The following is a 19,902-nucleotide window of genomic DNA, read 5'->3' on the forward strand; positions in this document are numbered from 1 at the left end:
CCCTCAGAACTGGAAGTAAAGGAACGGCGAGAAGCTTTGCGCCGAGAGTTTGAGAATCGAGGCGATGAACAGCAGCAGTACCAGCCCGCGCATCACGTAGCGCGACCAGTCCGCCGTCCAGTACGCCGGTTGCACCTGAGCGTCGACGCCGACGGTGTAGCCCGGTTCGTGGATGCTCGCCGGGTTCTCCCCCGGCGCCGCCTTGATCAGGCCCGGTTGAGCACCGGCAGGGCCGTCGTTTTCGATGTTGACCGCAGGTTTGGTCTTGACCGGCGGCTGGCTGGTGTACAGGTCACGCAGGCCAAAGAACGCCAGGGTCACGTAAGCCACCACCAGGGTCGCCACCTGCAGGCCGGTGAGGCTGGCGCGGTTGAGCTCTGACAGCGACCAGTCGCCGAAGCTGAACATCGCGCCGTACATGCGCCCGGCAACGTGCAGGTTCTCGGCGCGGAAGATCACCCAGCCCATGACCACCAACAGGAACGTCAGCGCCCAGCGGATCGGGTTGAGGCTGCGCGGCGAGGTGTTGATGCCGAGCATTTTCTCGATCGCCAGCCACGTGCCGTGCCACGCCCCCCAGACGATGTAGGTGATGTTCGCGCCGTGCCACAGACCTCCGAGCAGCATGGTCAGGAACAGGTTGCGATAGGTCATCAGCGTGCCTTTGCGGTTGCCGCCGAGGGTGATGTAGAGGTAGTCGCGCAGCCAGGTCGACAGGCTGATGTGCCAGCGGCGCCAGAACTCGGTGATCGACTGGCTGATATAGGGCTGCTTGAAGTTTTCCATGAAGCGGAAACCCATCATCAGGCCCAGACCAATCGCCATGTCGCTGTAACCGGAGAAGTCGAAATACAGCTGCGCGGTGTAAGCCAGCGCGCCGAGCCAGGCGTCGCCCGTGGTCGGGTTTTGCAGGGCGAAGCAGTGGTCGGCGACCACGGCGAGGGTGTCGGCGATGAACACCTTTTTGATGAAACCCTGCATGAACCGCGTGCAGCCCTCGGAGAACTTGTCGAGGGTGTGGGTGCGGTTGTTGAACTGGTCGGCCAGGTCACGGAAACGCAATACGGGACCGGCGATCAGGTGCGGGAAGATCGCCACGAACGCCGCGAAGTCGATCAGGTTGCGGGTGGCCGGGGTGTCGCCACGATAGACGTCGATGATGTAGCTGATGGACTCGAAGATGTAGAACGAGATGCCGATCGGCAACAGCACGTGGGTCAGGATGAACGGTTCGAGACCGAACGAAGTCATGATCGCGTTGAGGCTGTCGACGCCGAAGTTGGCATACTTGAAGTAGCCGAGGATGCACAGATCCACCGCCACGCCGAGCAGCAGCCAGCGCTGGGCCGGTTTGCTGCGCACGCCGGCGGCGCCGACTTTCAGGCCGATCCAGTAGTTCCACAGGGTGACGCCGGCGAACAGCGCCAGGAAGTCCACCCGCCACCAGGCATAGAACACGTAGCTGGCGATCAGCAGCAGCAGGTTGCGATAGCGTTGCCCGCTCAGGTAGTACAAGCCGAGAAAGATCGGCAAGAACAGAAACAGGAACACGTTGGATGAAAATACCATCCCGATCTCTCCATGTTTGAACCAACAGTCAAGGGCCAAAGCCCCCCCAAACCCCCCACTGAAAAGTCCGGGGGATGTATTGCATCCAGATTCACCACAACCCTTGTGGGAGCTGGCTCCCACAGGGGTTTGTGTTCTGCCTCAAGAACCCTTGTTGCCTTTCTCGTGGGACGGGTCGTAGACCTTGGTCAAATCCCCGCCGAGGCGAAACGTCTTGAACGGCTGCATGCCGTGTTTCTTCTCCAGCACCTCCGGCGAACAGGTGTAGAGGCTGCAGAACGGTTCGAGCCAGGCGAATTTCATGTCCTCCTTCAGGTCGGTCATGTCCTGCTCCTTGCCGTTTTTCCTTTCGAACTGATCCGGGTCTTTCACCCCGGCCAGCACGCGGTCGCCCAGACGTTTTAGCGCGCCGTTGTTTTCCTGACGCAGATCCACACCGTTGACCTGGGCGAAACTGGCGATCATCGCCAGTGGCGGCAGGGCATAGTTGTGATAGGCGAGGGCGCGTTGCTGGCGCTTGAGTTCGTTGGGCAGGTAACCGTCGGCATCGATCTGATTGACGCCGACCTTGTATTCCTTGACCGCCCAATCGAACAGGTCGCGGCGGTTGGTGGCGATGGACGTCGCCATCACTGACCAGGCGGCCCAGTACGAGTGGTTGTTGGTTTTTTCAAGCGGCAGGTTGTCCCAGTCGCTGACCACCTGATCGGCCATTTTGCTGAACCAGGCCTCGATCACCTGAGCTTCCTGCTGATGCTGGGCCAGGGGATGGGAGTCGGAGAACTTCAGGCGAATGTACGAAGAGGCCATGCTGCCCAACGCCCATTTGCGCATCGACTTGCCGGTGTGGTTGAAGTCCTTGGACATCAATGCATCCGCCCGGGCCCAGGTAACCAGCCAGTTCAGCGTGCAATCGAGCTGCTCCGGGCGACCGTCGCGCATGAACTGCATCACCCGTTTGGCGGTACCGCGCTCCAGCGTGGTGATGTCTTTGGTGGTGTCGCGAAAGGCTTTTTCCGACTGCACGTTCAGCGTGGCGCGGGCCTTGTCCGAGCCTTCGTATTTGCTGCGAAACTGCAGCGGACCGGTGTACGGCGCCGGCGTCGCATCGCAGCCTTCGCTCTTGTCGGTGGTCTTGAATTTATCCACGGCGGCGAAGTAGCCCTGAGGCGGACGCAGTGGTGCGGCGGCCTGAGCGGCTCCGGCGAACATCGCCAGGCTCAGCAGGGCCGGTGCCCATAAAGATTTCAATGTCGGATTTCGCATGGCAGACCTCATTGCCCGATCTGGGCGGTTTGTTGCCCGGCGCCGGGGAATACGTTGCGTTTGCAGATTTTCGCTTCGACTTTCTGTGGCGCGGTGCCCGCATCCGGGCCCTGGACTTCGACCGCCAGCAGATTCTGCGAGGCCCAGTCTTCGTCGGTGCGCAACTCAAAGGCGAAACGACCGTCGGTGTCGGAGGTTTCCGGTTTCTCGATCTTGATGTCCTCGTGGCGACCGTTCATGTACCAGAGGGTGGCTTGCAGCTTTTTCACCGAGGTGTCGGCGAAGCGGATGTCGACCTGATGGCTGCTGTTCTGCAGGTTCAGGTTCTTGCTGTTGACCAACAATTCCTGTTTGCCGCCGGGCTTGAGCGTGGTGCTGGCGGACATCTGGGTTTCCTTGCCTTCGCAACCGTTATCCAGCAGCGCCATCATCTGGCGGTAGATGGTTTCCTGGTCGAGGCGGTACAGCGGCGAGAATTCCCAGATGAGGATTTTCGGCGGGGTTTTCTGGAACTCGTCGCTGCCCAGATACTGCAACATCGAGCCTTCCAGACCGCCGCCGGGGAAGGCGACGTTGAGGATGTCGGCGCCGATGGCTTCTTCGAGGAAACCGGCGAAGTTGTAGTTCTTGCCACTGTGGGAGGTGCCCACGAGGGTGATCTGCGGGTTGCCGGAATCACCGAACAGGTCGCCGTCGCCCGCTTCACCTTTCGGCTCGGTGGTGAACTGGTCCATGTACTGGATGGCGTAACTGGTGCCGCACAGCTGTCCGGCCATGTTGTGCAGGGTGCCGGTCTTGCCCATGCGCCCGGAGCGTCTGGTCTCGAATTCACGCTTGGGAATGTCGGCGAAGGCCGGGATCTGCTTGACCTTCTCGGCCACGATTTTTGCCGTGCGCTGCGCGCCGTACGGTGTCCAGTGCTGGTCGCCACGGAAGTAAAAGTCGTGGGCGGGCAAGGTTTCGGGCAGCGATTCGTTGGTCAGCGGCGACAGGTCCGGCACCACGTAACCCATCTTCGCGAAACGGCCGAGCATGGTCTTGTAATTGGCCAGCGCCTTCTCGTAATCGAATGCGGCTTTTTCCGCCGGGTTGAGTTTGTTGCGATTCACCAGGCCACGGGTCGGCTGGTAGACGATCACCAGTTCGACACCTTTGGCCTTGAACGCATCGTGCAGCTGTTGCAGGCGTTTGTAGCCGGCGGGGGTGGTGTTGAACTCGGTGCGCAGATCTTCCTGGGTCCGGAACAGCCAGTCGCCTTGCGCCTGCACCAGTGTGGTGAAGTTCTGCTGATAACGGGTGGTGTAGTTCTTCGCGTCATGAGCGGCAGGACACAGGCTGCAGCATGGTTCGGCGGTGAACTTCGGCGGCTGGATTTCATCCGCGCGGGCGCCATTGCCGGCCGCCAGAATGCCCACGGTCAGGGCCGACAGGCTGAGTAATTTGATCAGGTGTGGGTGCATAAAATTATCCTCAGTCCTGCAGTTCGGTCTGGCGTTCGACGGGGTCGATCAGCACGGCTTTCTGCTGGCGCACCAGCAGGTCGAGAATTTCATCCTGACGGTCACCCAGGACGCCGTTGAAGCTGATGCCGCTGGATTTGGTCGGCGCCAGCATCGACACGCGGTACAGCTCGACGCTCAGCGGCGAGTCGATGGCCATCGGGCCGCTGCCGTTGGCCGCCAGTTCACCGCCGACCACGATCAGCGAAACCTGGGCGTCGAACGGGTCGAGCTTGATGTCGCGGTCGGTGTCGGTCAGGTCCTTGATGTGGCCGTAGACGCCCGTCAGGCCGTTGGCCATGGCAACGTTTTCGTAGAGGCGGATGTTCACGCTGTTACGAATGCGGATGCCGTGACGCTTGTTGCTGATGACCTTGTTGCCCCACAGCAAATTGTCGGCAGACTCGTAGAGCGTGATGCCATCGGTGTGGTTCTTGTAGATCTCGTTCCAGGCGATGATGTTGTTGATGCTGTTACGGTCGATCACCAGGCCGGAGAGGTGGTTGTCGAAGCTCTTGTTGTTGAAGATGAAGCTGTCGTTCACCTCACGGGAAATGATGATCCCGTGCTTCTTCTTCGTGCCGTACACCGTGTTCTCGGCAATGATCAGACCGTGAGAACGGTCGTGGGGGTCGATGCCGTAGACGATGTTGTCCTTGTAGGTGTTGCCCTTGACCACGAAGTCGCGGGTCTCGTAGCAGTAGAAGCCGTACCACATGTCCGAGAACTCGGAACCGACGATCCAGCCGGTCGGCTCCGGACGCTTGAGCACCTTGGCCATGTTCGGCGTGTACTGGGAAATACTAACGCCGTAGGACTTACTGTTGGCGTAGCCGAAACTGGCCATCTTGCTGTTGACGATGTAGGTCTCGGTGCCGCCCCAGGCCAGCAGGAACGGACGGAATTCCTTTGGCGAACGGAAGGTCGCCGGGCCGTTGTCCTTCTCGCGCCAGCCGGTGACTTTGGTGTCACGCACGAACAACTGGCCGTCGTTGACCAGGAACGAACCGGCCTCCTGGGACAGGCGCAGTTCCTGGGTCTGGCCATCGATTTCGAGGATGCCTTTGCGACCGACCACGATCGGCAGTTTCGCCAGGTACACGCCCGGCGAAGTTTCGCTGAAGTATTGTTTGGGCAGTTTCTGCGCCAGTTCCTTGAGGTTCATGTAGCCGTCGTCGACGAAGATCGCCTGCGGGATGCCGTGCTGACGCACCACCCATTCGGCCATCTTGTTGTCGCCGCCGATGAAGTCCTTCAGGGCGTCTTCCTGCATCATCCGGCGCACGCTGATCTTGCCCGGTTTGCTGCGTACGATTTTCGCGGCGGCGGCCTCGGCGGTGAAGCCTGTGAGGTCGGGCAGTTTCGGCTTGTCCAGTTCCAGCGCGTCGGTCGGGGCGCTGCTGACGGTGTAGGTCTTGGCCTGTTGCAGCTCCTTGGCAGTGGTCACCGGTTTGGCCGGTTGCGGTGCGACCGGTTCGACACTGGCAAAGGTGCTTGCCGAGGCCAGCAGCATCGCCCCGGCCAGCAGGCTGAGCGAGCCTTTCCTTGGGTTGTTCATGTCGGGCACTCCCTTCGCGGTTTGCATCAGAAGCGCCAGATCACGTCGATGAACGCGCGGTGCATGTACGAATCGACCTGGCTGCCATAGGCGTCACCCGGCTTGAACACGCCGCCACGCAAACGCACCAGCGCCGAAGGCTCGTCGATCGACTGGCTCAACGCCGCCGGCAGCAGGCCTTGTTTGAAGTACTTGGTGACCACCAGATCCATTTCCTGGCCCAGGTCCTTGTTGCCGTCCTGCAGTGGCAGCGAGGTGCTGGAGAGGATGGCGCCGGTCACGTCGTCGGTGTTGTTTTCCACCGCGTTGATGCCGTTGCTGCCCACCGGCTTGTTGCCGTCCACGCGCCAGAACTTGTGGTAGATCAGGCTGGCGTCGTACTGATCGTTGAGCATCCAGGAACCGAACAAGGTGACGGTCTGCATGTTGTTCATTTCGCCACGGAATGCTTCACCGAAGCGGTGCACCCGCGAGCGCGTACCGGTGTAGTTGGAGCGGTTGCTCTCCAGACCGTTCTGTTGGTAATCGGCGCTGGCGCGGGCATAGGCCGCACCGACCTGCCACTGTGGATCGAGGCGCAGGCGCACGCCGATGTCGGTGGCCCAGCCGTTGATGTCTTCACTGCGCTTGGCCTGCGCCGGGCGGCTGCCGTCGGCGTTCAGCGGGTTGACCGTATCGCGGTCGCCGCTCATGCCGGTGATGCTGCCCCAGTAGTTGACGGTGTTGGTGTTGCGCCAGTTGTAGGCGTCGCTGTCGGCTGTCAGGCCGAGCCAGCTGATGTCGCCGTTCTGGGTTTTGTCGAGGGTGTCGCGGGGCACGCCCGGTTCGGCGTAATCGAGCTTGCCGTTGTCGTGGGTGTGATGGCCGCGAATGCCGACCCACTGGCCCGGCGTCCACTGATACGCCGCATCGGCGTAAGCGTGCAGGCGATCCTTGTCTTTCGGTGCCAGCTCTTTGAGGTCGGTGCGGTATTCGCTGAAGCGTTCGGCGACACCGGCGTTGGCGCGCAGCAGGGTGGTATCGAAAGTCCAGTTCAGCGCTTCGATGTTGGTGTCGCGCCATTGGCCGTCGTCGTTGCGCAGGCGCTGGCGACCGAACTTGAGGATTTCGCCGGGATACGGTGTCAGTCCGCTGTAGCCGACCCAGAACTCACGCATCGCCAGGTAGTTCTTTTTGGTTTTGCGGTCGCCGCTGTCGGTGGTTTCGGCGCCGTCGGACTGTTGCAGGGTGTCGGTTTCGATGACGTCGGTGGAGGTCACGGCCTGACCCATGGCGTAGGCACTCCACGCGCCGCTCTCGCCGTAGACCCACGGACGCAGGTCGAGGCCCACACCGTTGACGTCGCCACCGGGCGCGGTGCCGAGGTCGCGGTCGTCTTCAGACTGGCCGGTGATCTTCACTTCGAGGCCGAAGTTTTTGGTTTCAGTGATCGCGGCCAGTGTCGGGCAAGACCAGATCAGCGCGAACGAAAGGCCAATGCCGGCCTTCACGAATGGATTCAACTTCATAATTTTTCCTCGCCGTCTTCTTGCAGGGCGTGCAGTTGCAGCGTGTTCTGATTCAGGGCACCACGGCTGGCCTGTTCCTGTTGCAACAGGCGCTGGGCTTCGGCCAGACGCTCGGGCGGTAATTGCGCCGCGAGGGTGGTCGCCAGCTCATCGGCCTGCGGAGTGTTCTGCGCCTTGGCCAACTGGCTGAACACATAGGCGTTGAGCGGATCGGGTTTGGTGCCCTTGCCTTGGGAAAACAGCTGAGCGATGGCGAAGTCGGCGCTGTTCTGCCCATTGCGCGCTGCGGTCAGCAGATGGTCGAGGGCCTTCTGTGGATAGACCTTGCCCAGGTAGCCGCGGCGATAGATCTGGCCGAGGTAGTAATCGGCAGCCACTTCACGACCGACGGCTTTCTGGAAATGTTCCTCGGCGACTTTCGCGTCGGCCGGCACCAGTTTGCCTTCGTAGTAGAGCTTGCCCAGCAACAGTTCGGCGCGGGGCTGGTCGGCGGCGCGACCGTTGTCCAGGTACTTCATCATCTGATCGACGTCGCCCAGTTCCGGGAAGTCGTAGAGCAGTTGCGCCAGCGTCACCCACGAGGCCGGGTAGCCCGGCGCGATCGGTTCGAGCAACGACTGCGCGGTTTTCTCATCGGTCTTGCCCAGGGTCGAATCGGCGAGCACACGGGCGACGGAGTCCACTCGCTGGGCACTGACGCTGCCACGGCTGTGGGCGGCCTGCAGCTGTTTGATCAGTTCGGCCTGTCGGTCTGGCTGGGCGCGTTTCTGATAGACCGTGGCCAGCTCGACGTAGCAGATGTCGGTGGTGTGCAGCGCGGCCTTGCAGATCTTTTCCACGTCATCCAGATGCTGGTCGTAAGTGCCCTGGGTGCGATACAGCAACACCTGCGCCAGACCCGCTTCCGGGTAGCCCGACTTGCGCCACTGATCGATCTGCTGTTGGGCGTTGATGTTCGGGAAACTGTGCGGGTATTGCAGATAGAGCATCGCCAGCGGTATGAGCGTATTGCCTTCGCCGTTGGCAGCGGCTTTCTTCAGCAGGGTTTCGGCTTCGTGATGTTCGGCCTCGGTGGAGCCGGGCTTGGCCACCAGCAGGCGACCGAGTCGGGCCTGGGCACGCGGCGACACGTCGGCCGCTGCGCGATAGGTCGCCTCGGCCTGTTTGATCTGCTCGGGGTCGCGACTGTCGACCTGGATGTCGGCGAGACCGACCTGAGCTTCGCTGTAACCCAGATCGGCCAGCGCGCGGTAGTTCTGTGCGGCGGTCGCGGTGTCACCGCGCTTGAGCGCTTCGTTGGCCAGACGCTGGTCGGGCAGGCCGGCGCAACCGGCCAGACTGACTGCCAGCGCCAGCGAGCACACCACCAATCCCATGTGGGAGCCAGCCTGCTGGCGAAACAGTCGACTCGGTACATCAGACAAACCGCGCTGATCCTTTCGCGAGCAGGCTCGCTCCCACAGGGTCGGCGGTGTGGTCAAGACAGGAGTAGTCACAGGCATGTCCTCGACTTAAAGACCGGCAGCCATGGCTTTGTCGATCAGCCAGTTCAGGTTCGGACCACGGTCGCTGTTCACTTCCACCGGACGGCCGGCGAAGGTGCTGTCCAGCGGCTCGTCAGGCTGGATCTGCACGCGGATGTCGGAGGACAGGTCGGCGCTTTTCAGGCTGGTGCTGCTGATGATCTTGCCGGTGCGGGTCTTGTCTTCGCCGGCGATCTGGAAGCTCACGGGAGTACCCGGGCGCACGTCGCCGAACTGGCGATAGGAGAAGCGTGCATCGACGGTGGCCTGGGTGTTGCGCGGTACCAGGGTGAAGATCACATCGCCCTTGCTCGCGTATTGACCGTCGGCCACCAGTTGCTGGGCCACGGTGCAATCACAAGGGGAGGTCAGGGTGCCGGTCATCTGCTTGCCGAACAGTTCTTCGACCTTGGCCGGTTGCAACTGGTCTTCATCCAGATGGCCCTTGAGCACATCGAGCATGCTGGTGCTGAACGTCGCCAGCGGTGCGCCCTTGGCGGCGACGCCGTCGGACTTCACCAGACTCTGCACGGTGCCATCGCGAGGCATGGTGATGTTCATGCCCGGCACACTGACCAGCCCGGCCTGGGCATGGCTGACGAAGTACATGTTGTACACCGACTTGAAAACGAAACCCGCCGCCACGAGGCCGATCGCAAAGATGCCGGCGCTGAAGGTCACCGCTTTCAGGCGCCCGAACGGTGTCATGCCGTGACCGCTGTCCTTGGCCTTGCGCGCCTTGGTGAAGTTGTCGCGCTGCAGGGTCGCCAGCACTTCGCCGATGCTGACGATGTCGCCGGCCAGGTGCGAAGTGATCAGGTGGCGCAGGGTGGAAATGTCCTGCGGTTCGAGGTTCTGGAACTGGCAACCGGCGCGGCCGGTCTGGCGGTCGAAGGAGCGCACCTGCAGTTCAACGTCCATGGCGATGCCGAGGTTGTCGATGACGAATTGCAGGCGTGCCTTGTACACCTCGCCGACGGTCAGCGGCAGTTGCCCGGCATTGAACGCCAGGCCACCGGCGGACAGGTCGATGACCCGCGCTTCGACCGGTGTGCGGTCAGGCCCGAAGAACCGCAGTTTGGCCGGGATTTTCACCCGGGCGTGCTGACGCTGGGCTTCGGATTCATGCACTACATTGACGTTGACGGCGGTATTCATGGGGGCGATTTCCTTGTTAATTCAAGAGGGGCAGGTCAGACCATCATCAGCAGCACGGCGACGAAAATGCTGCCGGCGGAGAAGGTCATGGTCCGAGACGACCAGGTGTTGAACCAACGTTGAAAGCTGGCGAGATCACGGGTCAGGGAAGTGGGCTGGCGGGTCCAGGATTGCTGATCGAGGCGGAAGAACACGTAGATCTTCACCAGCGCGCCAACGATCTGGTTGTAATAGAGAATCAGCGGGTAGGCCGGGCCGATCCGGTGACCGGAGCAGGACAGCAGCAGGGTCAGAATCAGGCGGGTGATGCCGATCCACAGCAGGTAGGCGAGGATGAATGCGCCGCCATATTTGAAGCTGGCGATGATCGCCACGGTCAGGCCGAGCAGGGACGTCCACATCGAAACACGCTGGTCGAACAGCACCACCGAAGTGAAAGCGCCGAGGCGTTTCACGCCCAGACCCAGCGCCCGCGAGTTCTGCCGCAGGTTGTTGCCGTACCAGCGGAACATCAGCTTGCGGCTGGCCTTGATGAAGCTCTTTTCCGGCGGGTGTTCAACGGTGTTGATCGCCGCGTCCGGTACGTAGAAGGTGTCGTAGCCCAGGCGCATCAGGCTGAACCAGCTCGACTTGTCGTCACCGGTCAGGAACTTGAAACGACCCAGGCGCCAGTGTTGCAGCGAGTCGCTTTCGACGTCGGCGATGAAGTCCGGGTTGGTGACTACGGAGGCGCGGAACACCGACATGCGACCGGTCATGGTCAGCACGCGCTTGGACAGGGCCATCGAACACATGTTGATGTGGCGCTGGGCGAAACGCAGCTTGTGCCATTCGCTCATGATGTAGCCGCCGCGCACTTCGCAGAATTCGTTGGTGGTCAGGCCGCCGACGTTGCCGAACATCTGGAACCACGGCACGGTCTTGCGCACCACACCTTCGGCGAGCACGGTGTCGCCGTCGATCACGGCGACCACGGCGCGGTCGTCCGGCAGGTGACGGGAGATCGCACGGAAGCCGTAGGCCAGGCCATCGCGTTTGCCGGTGCCGGGAATACGTACGAAGTCGAGCTTGACCCGATCCGGTGGATTCATCCGTGCCCACAATGCCTTGACCAGCAGTTCATCGGACATTTCGACGATGGAGCAGACCACGGTGGTCGGCAGTTCGCAGTCGATGGCCTCGCGGATCACCGAGCTGTAAACCTGCGCGGTGGTCAACGCATCGATACGGAAACTGGTCACCATCAGGAACACATGGGACGGATCCGCCGCCTTGCCCAGCTTGCGAACCTTGCGGCGCAGGTGCGGGTAGACGATGTAGAGAAAAATCATGCCGCGCACAAAGTGCGTTGCACCCATCGAGTAGCGCCAGATACCCACGGCGCCAATCAGGAAAATAAAGTCCTTCGACTCGGAGTCGAACGTGGACGCGGGCAGCATCAGGGCCAGGCCCATCAGCAGGCTCAGAAACAGCAGCCAGCCGGCCGATTGCAGAAAAAAATGTTTGAGCTTGGACATGACCGTCATCCGAAGGTGAGGGGAGCTTTGAGCGACAAGCTTCAAGCTTCGAGCTGCCAGTGAAACGCCTGGGTCTGCAGCTCGAGGCTTGTCGCTTGGGGCTGCTTTACCAGCAGATCCCTTCGGTGCGAGTGCCGGCATCGGTGCCTTTGGCCATGAAGCCGACCAGGTCGATCACCTGTTTGCCGTGCGGCGCTTCCTGGGCCAGGGCGCGGAACTTCTCGTCGCGGTTGCCCAGGATGATCACGTCGGAGTTGTCGATCACCGAGTCGAAGTCCGCGTTGAGCAGGGACGACACGTGAGGGATCTTCGACTCGATGTAATCCTTGTTCGCGCCGTGGACACGGGCGTACTGAACGTTGCTGTCGTAGATGCTCAGGTCATAGCCCTTGCCGATCAGCATCTCGGCCAGTTCCACCAGCGGACTTTCGCGCAGGTCGTCGGTGCCGGCCTTGAAGCTCAGGCCGAGCAGGGCGACTTTGCGTTTGTCGTGGCTTTCCACGATGTCGAAGGCGTTCTGCACTTGCGATTCGTTGCTGCGCATCAGCGAGTTGAGCAGCGGCGCTTCGACGTCCAGGGAGCCGGCGCGGTAGGTCAGGGCACGCACGTCTTTCGGCAGGCACGAGCCGCCGAAGGCGAAGCCCGGGCGCATGTAGTACTGGGACAGGTTGAGGGTCTTGTCCTGGCAGACCACGTCCATCACCTCGCGGCCATCGACGCCGACCGCTTTGGCGATGTTGCCGATCTCGTTGGCGAAGGTCACTTTGGTGGCGTGCCAGACGTTGCAGGTGTACTTGATCATTTCGGCAACGGCGATGTCCTTGCGGATGATCGGTGCATCGAGTTCTTCGTACAGCGACTGCAGAACGTCGCCGGAGGCCTTGTCGAACTCGCCGATGACGGTCATCGGTGGCTGGTCGTAGTCGGCGATTGCGGTGGATTCGCGCAGGAATTCCGGGTTGACCGCCACGCCGAAATCGACGCCGGCCTTCTTGCCCGAGCAGTCTTCGAGGATCGGGATCACCACGTTGGCAACGGTGCCCGGCAGAACGGTGCTGCGCACGACGATGGTGTGGCGGGTGGATTTTTCGCGCAGGACAAAACCGATCTCGCGGCACACCGCCTCGATGTAGTTCAGTTCCAGGTCGCCGTTCTTCTTGCTCGGCGTGCCGACGCAGATCATCGACAGGTCGGTGTCACGAATCGCCTCGGCAAAGTTGGTCGTACCGCGCAGACGACCGGTCTCGATCCCTTGTGCCAGCAACTCGCCCAGGCCCGGTTCGACAATGGGAGATTTGCCCGCGTTGATCATGTCGATCTTGTCTTTGGCAACATCGACGCCAACTACGTCATGGCCTCGTGCCGACAGGCAACCGGCACATACTGCACCGACGTAACCCAAACCAAATATGCTGATGCGCATCGCAATTACCTCTGTATATATCAGGCCGTTAGAGGGCCGGAGTTAATGGTGTTCAGCGGTTTTAGTGCACTCGAAAGTGTGACTTGCAGGCGTCACAATGCCGTGTGCAGGCATACTAAGTTCCGAGTGTCTAAATAAGTGCACTCAAGATGTGCGCAACCAGGCCTTGTTGTTATGACGTGCCCCGTTATGCAGCCGATCCCTTGAACAAGGGATGTTTGTGCAATCTTGTGTTGTGCGCCCGATGTCAGGCGGAAGGCCTGTAGATCGGTCGTTCAGGTGTTCTGGCGAACACGTTTACAAGGGCGCGGCCTTGGCCTTGCAGGGGATATTGATGGTGCGTATCTCCTGTCCTTCGATAGTTGTCCAGAGTTGTAATCCCAGTCGGGCAAGTTGCTGTGACAACTTGGTTACATGGTCTTGGTCTCTGAGTAAGTTATCTCGTACAAGCTCGGCGATAATCGTTACCGGTGGTATGAGCTATGGGTTTTGACATAGTTCCGGTCCGCCCATCGCGAATTTTGAAATTTCTTGAAATATTGAGAAAGATGGCACTGCTTTCATATTGATAGCACTTTCCATTTCGCCCTTTATTGACAGGCAGATAATCGCCCTGGATGGTTTTGTGCCACCACTCGAAAAAAAATCTGGTGCCACTACTGAAAAAAATGACCTCTGTCGAGTGAAAGAAAAGATAGAAATGGGGGCGATGTTTTTATGGCGCCAATAAATCGGCGAAAAGGAGGGAGGTTTTTTTGACGTCGTGCGAGGTGCACGACTCCTTATAAAAAGAGTCGTGCAATGGGCATGCTTTATTCAGGTGCGTGGTCGCGCAGAAACACCAGATTGTCCGGTTTCGACTGTTCGGCGCTGTAGCGATAACCCTGCACATCGAACTGTTTGAGGGCGGCCGGATCGTTGATACGTTCCTGGATCACGAAGCGACTCATCAGGCCGCGAGCTTTCTTGGCGTAGAAGCTGATGATCTTGTACTGGCCGTTCTTCAGGTCCTTGAATTCGGTGTTGATGATCCGCGCGTTCAGGGCCGTGCGCTTGACCGCCGAGAAGTACTCGTTGGACGCCAGATTAAGCAGCACGTCATCGCCTTGCTCGGCCAGCGCTTCGTTCAGCCATTGGCTGATGCGCGTGCCCCAGAAGGCGTACAAGTCCTTGCCCCGGGCATTGGCCAGTTTCGTGCCCATTTCCAGGCGATACGGCTGCATCAGGTCGAGCGGGCGCAGCAGGCCGTAAAGGCCGGAGAGCATGCGCAGGTGCTGTTGCGCGTAGTCGAAATCGGCTTCGCTGAAACTCTGGGCGTCGAGCCCGGTGTAAACGTCACCCTTGAACGCGAGCAGCGCCTGTTTGGCGTTGGCCGGCGTAAATGCAGGTGTCCAGCTGCCGAAGCGTGCAGCATTGAGGCCGCCGATCTTGTCGGAGACATGCATCAGTTCGCTGATCTGCGCAGGCGTCAGCTCGCGCAACTGCTGGATCAGCTCCTGGGAATGGTCGAGGTATTGCGGCTGGGTGAAGCGCGGGGTCGCCGGCGGTGTTTCGTAATCGAGGGTCTTGGCGGGGGAAATCACCATCAGCATGTAGTCGTCTCCTTTGATCGTGGGGGCGATTCTAGGGGGTTGGCCGGGTTGACTCCAGCTATCAGGTCCATAGGTGATCGGCGGCTCACTTTCAATTCCTTGTGGGAGCGTGGCTGAGGGGAATCGTGTGGGATCGGCTATAGTGCCGCGCGGGTTTTGTTATGGAGACACCCCTTTGCGCATTGTTCTTTTTTTCACCGCGTGGCTATTGAGTGTCGGTGCCGTCGCGGCGCCGGGCGATATTGCCACGCTCGATCGCGGCACCTGGCCGGAGAAACTCGACAATCCGACCCTGTTCGACGTCGCCTCCCGGGCGGAAGTCCTGATGTTCGCCCGGGGCCTGTTGGGCAGCGAAGCGCTGGATGAGGCCGCAATGGCCCAGCGCCTGGGGTTGCGCACGGTCAATCTGGAGGCGATCAACAGCTTGCGCGAGCGTCTGTGGCAGCGTTTGCTGACCAGCTACAACTACGCCCAGCAGAGCTGCGATCAGGACGCTTCCTTCTGCTTTCTCGTCGAAGACCTGCCGACCCTGCGCGAGCAAGCGGCCAAGTTCGTGGTCAGCGAGGAAAGCTACTACACGAAGTGGGCCGAACCGAGCCGGATCTTCCATCAACAGTACCTGGATGAATTGCTGCGCAAGGCGGCTCTGTCGCCGCAGACCACCAGCGAGGTCGATCATTTCGGTGACTATGAGCGCAACGGCGACGACATGCACGACCGCTTGTTCCTGCTGAGCTTCGACAGTGCCGCGAACCTGCTGCCGGACAACACCGAATGGCTCGCCGAATACCTGCGCAAGTCGAACCTCAGTGGCACGTTCTTCATGTTGGGCAAGGATATTCAGGCACGTCTGACCGAACGTTCGGTGAGCAACCTGCAAGCGGCGTTTTCCCGGCAGTGCGTCGGCGTACAGGGTTGGGAGTTCCGCTCCCACAGCCACTGGCAGGACTGGCAGGACTCGGTGCGGCGCAGTGCCGATCTGGTCAAGAGCAAGCTGCCGGAGAACTACGTGCCGTTATTCCGTCCACCGGACGGCCAGCGCCGCAGCGATGCCGCCGGCTTCTTCCACAATCAGGGCCTGCAAGTGGCGCTGTGGGACATCGATGCCCAGGACGGCGCCGGCAAGCTCAAGGGCAACCCGAGCGCACAGCGGGTGCTGACCCTGATGCTGTTGTGGCGTCACGGGGTGATCAATTTCAACATGAAGCAGGATGCGGTGAAGACGGCGTTGCCGTGGCTGATCACGCAGACCGCGCAAAGCGGCATCGGCTGGGAAGACTGTCAGGACGCTTTTCGCTGATAGACGGCAAGAGCCCGGAAACATTGGGCTTGGGGTGAATTTTTTGCAGGATTTGATGCGAGCGGACTTCCGACTCTAACGGGGGCGCGGCGGTCCGCCAAGGGCTTTTCGTCACTTTGCAAAATAAACTTCAAAAAAGCGTCAAAGTGCTTTTTTCTGTCACGGGTTTTGGAGTATTACGAAGTCAGACCGCCGAAACCTGCAACACAGGTGGCGTCTTCCAAGACCCATTTTGTGTGCAATTCACCTGCTATTCCGAACAAAAGCTTCGCAGGTGGATTCGGCAGTCACTTCGAGGCGCAGCACCGCCCAGGTATTGCGTCGAATGGCTCCCACAAAGGTGACCGAGTATGGATGATCACGGACGTAGCCCTTCCTCCAACCAGCCAATCCTTTATGTACTCGATACCAACGTACTGATTCACGATCCGAATGCCCTGCTGAATTTCGAAGAACACCACGTCGCGATTCCGATGACCGTGCTCGAAGAGCTGGACAAGCTCAAGAGCGGCCATCACAGCGTCGCCGCCGAATGCCGCCAGGCGATCCGGCTGATCGACAAGACGTTGGGCGATGCCTCGCCCGAAGACGTCGAGCAAGGGGTGCCGATCCAGCGCGGCAAGAGTGGACCGAAGGGCTTGCTGTCAATTCTGATGAGCAAAAAGGCCGAATCGAACCTGATTCTGCCCGAGCACCTGAACGACAACAAAATCATCAACCAGCTGATTGATCTGCACACCCGCGATCCGAAGAAACCGGTGGTGCTGGTCACCAAAGACATCAACATGCGCCTCAAGGCGCGGGCCTGCGGGATCGACGCCGAGGACTACAGCACCGACCAGTTGGTCGACGACGTCTCCCTGCTGCCCAACGGCTATCACAACATGACCGGCTCCTTCTGGGACCGCGTGAGCAAGGTCGAAACACGTCAGGACCATGGCCGCACCTGGCACCAGGTGCAACTGATCGACAACCTGCCGGCCGTGCACATCAACGAGTTCATCATCGATGAGCAGGGCTTCGTCGGCTGGATCAAGGAGATTGAAGAGGATCGTCTGCTGATCCTCGATCTGCACCAGGAACCGCTGCTGCATCAGGAAGCCTGGGGCCTCAAGCCCCGTGACATCTATCAGAGTCTGGCGCTGTACGCCTTGCTCGACCCGGACATTCACCTGGTCAACCTGTCCGGCGCCGCCGGTTCCGGCAAGACCATCCTGGCGCTGGCCGCTGCGATCGAGCAGACCATGGTCAGCAAGCGCTATCGCCGCATTATCGCCACCCGCAGCGTGCAGGGCCTGGACCAGGAAATCGGCTTCCTGCCCGGCACCGAAGCGGAAAAAATGGAGCCCTGGCTGGGCGCCATCACCGACAACCTCGAAGCCTTGCACATGGATGACGAAAACACCCATGGCAGCGTCGACTACATCCTCAGCAAAGTGCCGTTGCAGTTCAAATCGCTCAACTACATTCGTGGTCGCAGCTTCCAGCAGAGCCTGATCCTGATCGACGAATGCCAGAACCTCACGCCGCACCAGATGAAAACCATCATCACCCGGGCCGGCGCCGGTTCCAAAGTGGTGTGCCTGGGCAACCTGGCACAGATCGATACCCCTTACCTGTCCGCGACCAGTTCCGGGCTGACCTACCTGACCGAACGTTTCAAAGACTTCCCCAACGGCGTACACATCACGCTACAAGGGGTGCCACGCTCGATTCTGGCCGAATACGCCGAATCGCACCTGTAACCCGCCAAAGGACCGGGCGACTGCAAAGTCGCCCGGTTTTTTGTGTGCGCAATTCTGACCCTCAGGTTTACAATCGACGCTCCTGATCAGGAGTAATCCCGTGCTGACTCATCTCGATTCCCAAGGTCGCGCCAACATGGTCGACGTCACCGAAAAAGCCGTGACGTTCCGCGAGGCGACGGCCCAAGCGCTGGTGCGCATGCTGCCCGACACCCTGCAGATGATCGTCAGCGGCGGCCATCCCAAGGGCGACGTGTTCGCCGTGGCGCGCATCGCCGGCATTCAGGCGGCGAAGAAAACCAGTGACCTGATTCCCCTGTGCCATCCGCTGATGCTCACCGGCGTCAAGGTCGAACTCAGCGCCGAAGGCGACGACGCCGTACGCATCGTGGCCCGTTGCAAGTTGTCGGGGCAGACCGGTGTGGAGATGGAAGCGCTGACCGCCGCCAGCGTCGCCGCGCTGACGATATACGACATGTGCAAGGCCGTGGATCGCGGCATGACCATCGAAAGCGTGCGCCTGCTGGAGAAAGTCGGCGGCAAGAGCGGGCATTTCCAGGCGGAGCAGCCATGAACCTGACCGTGAAGTTTTTTGCCCGTTACCGTGAGGCCCTGGGCGTGGATTCGGTGAAGGTCGAGGGTGATTTTGCGACAGTCGAAGACGTGCGTGCATTGCTCGCCAAGCGTGACGGCGCCGAGGTGCTGAGCGAACAGAACCTGATGTGCGCGCGCAACGAAGACCTGTGCCAGCTCGATGAGCCGGTGGTCGATGGCGACGAAGTGGCGTTTTTCCCTACCGTGACCGGAGGCTGAGACATGGCAATTCGTGTGCAGTCCACGGCGTTCGATCCCGGCGCTGAAGTCAACGCGATGCACGCGGCCAATGTCGGCGTCGGCGCGGTGGTGAGTTTTGTCGGTTATGTGCGTGACTTCAATGACGGCCTCGATGTCGCCGGGATGTTTCTCGAACACTATCCGGGCATGACCGAAAAGGCCTTGGGCAAGATCGCCGTCGAGGCCGAACAGCGCTGGCCGTTGTTGAAGCTGGAAGTGCTGCACCGCATCGGCGCGCTGGAGCCGGGCGAACCGATCGTGTTCGTCGGTGCCGCCAGCGCCCACCGTCAGGCGGCATTCGACGCCTGCGCCTTCGTCATGGATTACCTGAAGACCCGAGCACCGTTCTGGAAGAAAGAAAACACCAGCGACGGCCCGCGCTGGGTCGAAGGTCGTGACAGCGATCATGCGGCGGCGGATCGCTGGAAGCAGTAACGCCTCTCCCCAATCAATCTTCTCCCTCGACTCCCGACCATCGGCTGACGCCGATGGCGTTTGTCCAATTGACGGTTTGTACGTAAAAGTCCAGTATGGATTTACAAGTACAAATAAAGCGTTTCCCGTTTCAGCTCTTTCTTCTGTCTTGCCAAACCAACAACAACCCGCGAGAGAACGAACATGAAGAAACTCCCCCTCATCACCGGTCTGGCGCTGAGCCTGTTGGCGTGCAGCAGCGTGTTCGCCGCCGAGAAAACCCTGCGCATCGGCATCGAAGCGGCGTATCCGCCCTTCGCCTCGAAAACCGACAAGGGTGAGATCGTCGGTTTCGACTACGACATCGGCAATGCCCTGTGCGCGCAGATGCAGGTCAAATGCGTGTGGGTCGAGGGCGAGTTCGACGGTCTGATTCCTTCCCTGAAAGTGAAGAAAATCGACATGGCGCTGTCGTCCATGACCATCAATGAAGACCGCAAGAAGTCCGTGGACTTCACCCACAAGTACTATTTCACCTCGTCGCGGTTGGTGATGAAGGAAGGTTCGACCGTCGATGACCAGTACGCCAGCCTCAAGGGCAAGACCGTCGGTGTGCAGCGCGCCACGACCACCGATCGCTACGCCACCGAGGTGTTCGAACCCAAGGGCATCAACGTCAAGCGCTATGGCAACAACGAAGAAATCTACATGGACCTGGCCGCCGGTCGTCTCGACGCGATTTTCGCCGACACCATTCCGCTGACCGACTTCCTGTCGATGCCACGCGGCAAGGGTTATGCGTTTGTCGGGCCGGAACTGAAGGATCCGAAATACGTGGGCGAGGGCGCCGGGATTGCGGTGCGCAAGGGTAACACCGAGCTGGTCAGCCAGTTGAACAGCGCCATCGATGGCATTCGTGCCAGCGGCGAGTATCAGAAGATTTCCGAGAAGTACTTCAAGTCCGATATCTACGGCGACTGATCTGCCGCCTTCGCG

At 60.4% G+C, this 19,902-nt stretch carries 16 protein-coding genes; 6 read left to right on the forward strand and 10 right to left on the reverse strand.

Features of this window, described 5'->3' with window-relative positions; all coding sequences use genetic code 11:
• Nucleotides 1–3: 3 nt before the first annotated feature.
• From NWV16_RS05625 to yaaA, 10 genes are all read right to left on the reverse strand, one after another.
• Nucleotides 4–1,569 (reverse strand): MBOAT family O-acyltransferase, encoded by a 1,566-nt coding sequence (locus NWV16_RS05625; protein ID WP_260522287.1) that lies wholly within the window; start codon nucleotides 1,567–1,569, stop codon nucleotides 4–6.
• Between the two features lie 141 nt (nucleotides 1,570–1,710).
• On the reverse strand, nucleotides 1,711–2,835 hold the full coding sequence (locus NWV16_RS05630; protein ID WP_065258340.1) for a mannuronate-specific alginate lyase: 1,125 nt from the start codon (nucleotides 2,833–2,835) through the stop codon (nucleotides 1,711–1,713).
• 8 nt (nucleotides 2,836–2,843) lie between these two features.
• Entirely contained in the window at nucleotides 2,844–4,295 is a 1,452-nt protein-coding gene (locus NWV16_RS05635; protein ID WP_260522288.1) for an alginate O-acetyltransferase, read from the reverse strand.
• Between the two features lie 10 nt (nucleotides 4,296–4,305).
• Nucleotides 4,306–5,892 (reverse strand): mannuronan 5-epimerase AlgG, encoded by a 1,587-nt coding sequence (gene algG / locus NWV16_RS05640; RefSeq protein ID WP_260522289.1) that lies wholly within the window; start codon nucleotides 5,890–5,892, stop codon nucleotides 4,306–4,308.
• A gap of 26 nt (nucleotides 5,893–5,918) precedes the next feature.
• Nucleotides 5,919–7,400, reverse strand: a complete 1,482-nt coding sequence (locus NWV16_RS05645) for an alginate export family protein (RefSeq protein WP_260522290.1) — start codon at nucleotides 7,398–7,400, stop codon at nucleotides 5,919–5,921.
• Nucleotides 7,397–8,896 (reverse strand): alginate biosynthesis TPR repeat lipoprotein AlgK, encoded by a 1,500-nt coding sequence (gene algK, locus NWV16_RS05650; protein ID WP_409519331.1) that lies wholly within the window; start codon nucleotides 8,894–8,896, stop codon nucleotides 7,397–7,399. Before algK ends, NWV16_RS05645 begins: the two co-directional genes overlap by 4 nt.
• 15 nt (nucleotides 8,897–8,911) lie before the next feature.
• Complete coding sequence (locus NWV16_RS05655) at nucleotides 8,912–10,081, reverse strand: alginate biosynthesis protein Alg44 (RefSeq protein ID WP_065258345.1); 1,170 nt, start codon at nucleotides 10,079–10,081, stop codon at nucleotides 8,912–8,914.
• Between the two features lie 35 nt (nucleotides 10,082–10,116).
• Entirely contained in the window at nucleotides 10,117–11,598 is a 1,482-nt protein-coding gene (alg8, locus tag NWV16_RS05660) for a mannuronan synthase (protein WP_176704428.1), read from the reverse strand.
• A gap of 106 nt (nucleotides 11,599–11,704) precedes the next feature.
• Complete coding sequence (locus NWV16_RS05665; RefSeq protein WP_065258347.1) at nucleotides 11,705–13,021, reverse strand: nucleotide sugar dehydrogenase; 1,317 nt, start codon at nucleotides 13,019–13,021, stop codon at nucleotides 11,705–11,707.
• Between the two features lie 812 nt (nucleotides 13,022–13,833).
• Nucleotides 13,834–14,613 carry a peroxide stress protein YaaA gene (gene yaaA / locus NWV16_RS05670; protein ID WP_260522292.1) on the reverse strand — a complete coding sequence of 260 codons (780 nt, stop codon included), beginning with the start codon at nucleotides 14,611–14,613 and terminating at the stop codon, nucleotides 13,834–13,836.
• A 175-nt stretch (nucleotides 14,614–14,788) separates the two neighbouring features.
• On the opposite strand from yaaA, the gene NWV16_RS05675 reads away from it, so the two are divergent.
• From NWV16_RS05675 to NWV16_RS05700, 6 genes are all read left to right on the forward strand, one after another.
• Nucleotides 14,789–15,913 (forward strand): polysaccharide deacetylase family protein, encoded by a 1,125-nt coding sequence (locus tag NWV16_RS05675; RefSeq protein ID WP_260522293.1) that lies wholly within the window; start codon nucleotides 14,789–14,791, stop codon nucleotides 15,911–15,913.
• 350 nt (nucleotides 15,914–16,263) lie between these two features.
• A complete protein-coding gene (locus NWV16_RS05680) occupies nucleotides 16,264–17,658 on the forward strand; it encodes a PhoH family protein (RefSeq protein ID WP_260522294.1) in 1,395 nt (464 codons plus the stop codon).
• A 100-nt stretch (nucleotides 17,659–17,758) separates the two neighbouring features.
• Nucleotides 17,759–18,232, forward strand: coding sequence for a cyclic pyranopterin monophosphate synthase MoaC (gene moaC / locus NWV16_RS05685; protein WP_007957321.1), 474 nt, complete (start codon nucleotides 17,759–17,761; stop codon nucleotides 18,230–18,232).
• Nucleotides 18,229–18,471 carry a molybdopterin converting factor subunit 1 gene (moaD, locus tag NWV16_RS05690; protein ID WP_114881486.1) on the forward strand — a complete coding sequence of 81 codons (243 nt, stop codon included), beginning with the start codon at nucleotides 18,229–18,231 and terminating at the stop codon, nucleotides 18,469–18,471. Before moaC ends, moaD begins: the two co-directional genes overlap by 4 nt.
• A 3-nt stretch (nucleotides 18,472–18,474) precedes the next feature.
• Nucleotides 18,475–18,927 carry a molybdopterin synthase catalytic subunit MoaE gene (gene moaE / locus NWV16_RS05695; RefSeq protein ID WP_085711692.1) on the forward strand — a complete coding sequence of 151 codons (453 nt, stop codon included), beginning with the start codon at nucleotides 18,475–18,477 and terminating at the stop codon, nucleotides 18,925–18,927.
• Between the two features lie 183 nt (nucleotides 18,928–19,110).
• Entirely contained in the window at nucleotides 19,111–19,887 is a 777-nt protein-coding gene (locus tag NWV16_RS05700; RefSeq protein WP_260522295.1) for an ABC transporter substrate-binding protein, read from the forward strand.
• Nucleotides 19,888–19,902 lie beyond the last annotated feature (15 nt).

Origin of the sequence: Pseudomonas sp. BW7P1 (assembly GCF_024981055.1) — a bacterium.
Classification (GTDB): Bacteria; Pseudomonadota; Gammaproteobacteria; order Pseudomonadales; family Pseudomonadaceae; genus Aquipseudomonas; species Aquipseudomonas bananamidigenes.

What these genes read in the sequence shown, in the direction of transcription:
- NWV16_RS05680 (WP_260522294.1), top strand. Translation starts at nt 16,264, where the DNA reads ATGGATGATCACGGACGTAGCCCTTCCTCCAACCAGCCAATCCTTTAT.
- NWV16_RS05700 (WP_260522295.1), top strand. Translation starts at nt 19,111, where the DNA reads ATGAAGAAACTCCCCCTCATCACCGGTCTGGCGCTGAGCCTGTTGGCG.
- NWV16_RS05625 (WP_260522287.1), bottom strand. Translation starts at nt 1,569, where the DNA reads ATGGTATTTTCATCCAACGTGTTCCTGTTTCTGTTCTTGCCGATCTTT.
- NWV16_RS05655 (WP_065258345.1), bottom strand. Translation starts at nt 10,081, where the DNA reads ATGAATACCGCCGTCAACGTCAATGTAGTGCATGAATCCGAAGCCCAG.
- NWV16_RS05665 (WP_065258347.1), bottom strand. Translation starts at nt 13,021, where the DNA reads ATGCGCATCAGCATATTTGGTTTGGGTTACGTCGGTGCAGTATGTGCC.
- alg8 (WP_176704428.1), bottom strand. Translation starts at nt 11,598, where the DNA reads ATGTCCAAGCTCAAACATTTTTTTCTGCAATCGGCCGGCTGGCTGCTG.
- moaE (WP_085711692.1), top strand. Translation starts at nt 18,475, where the DNA reads ATGGCAATTCGTGTGCAGTCCACGGCGTTCGATCCCGGCGCTGAAGTC.
- NWV16_RS05635 (WP_260522288.1), bottom strand. Translation starts at nt 4,295, where the DNA reads ATGCACCCACACCTGATCAAATTACTCAGCCTGTCGGCCCTGACCGTG.
- NWV16_RS05630 (WP_065258340.1), bottom strand. Translation starts at nt 2,835, where the DNA reads ATGCGAAATCCGACATTGAAATCTTTATGGGCACCGGCCCTGCTGAGC.
- moaD (WP_114881486.1), top strand. Translation starts at nt 18,229, where the DNA reads ATGAACCTGACCGTGAAGTTTTTTGCCCGTTACCGTGAGGCCCTGGGC.
- NWV16_RS05645 (WP_260522290.1), bottom strand. Translation starts at nt 7,400, where the DNA reads ATGAAGTTGAATCCATTCGTGAAGGCCGGCATTGGCCTTTCGTTCGCG.
- yaaA (WP_260522292.1), bottom strand. Translation starts at nt 14,613, where the DNA reads ATGCTGATGGTGATTTCCCCCGCCAAGACCCTCGATTACGAAACACCG.
- algG (WP_260522289.1), bottom strand. Translation starts at nt 5,892, where the DNA reads ATGAACAACCCAAGGAAAGGCTCGCTCAGCCTGCTGGCCGGGGCGATG.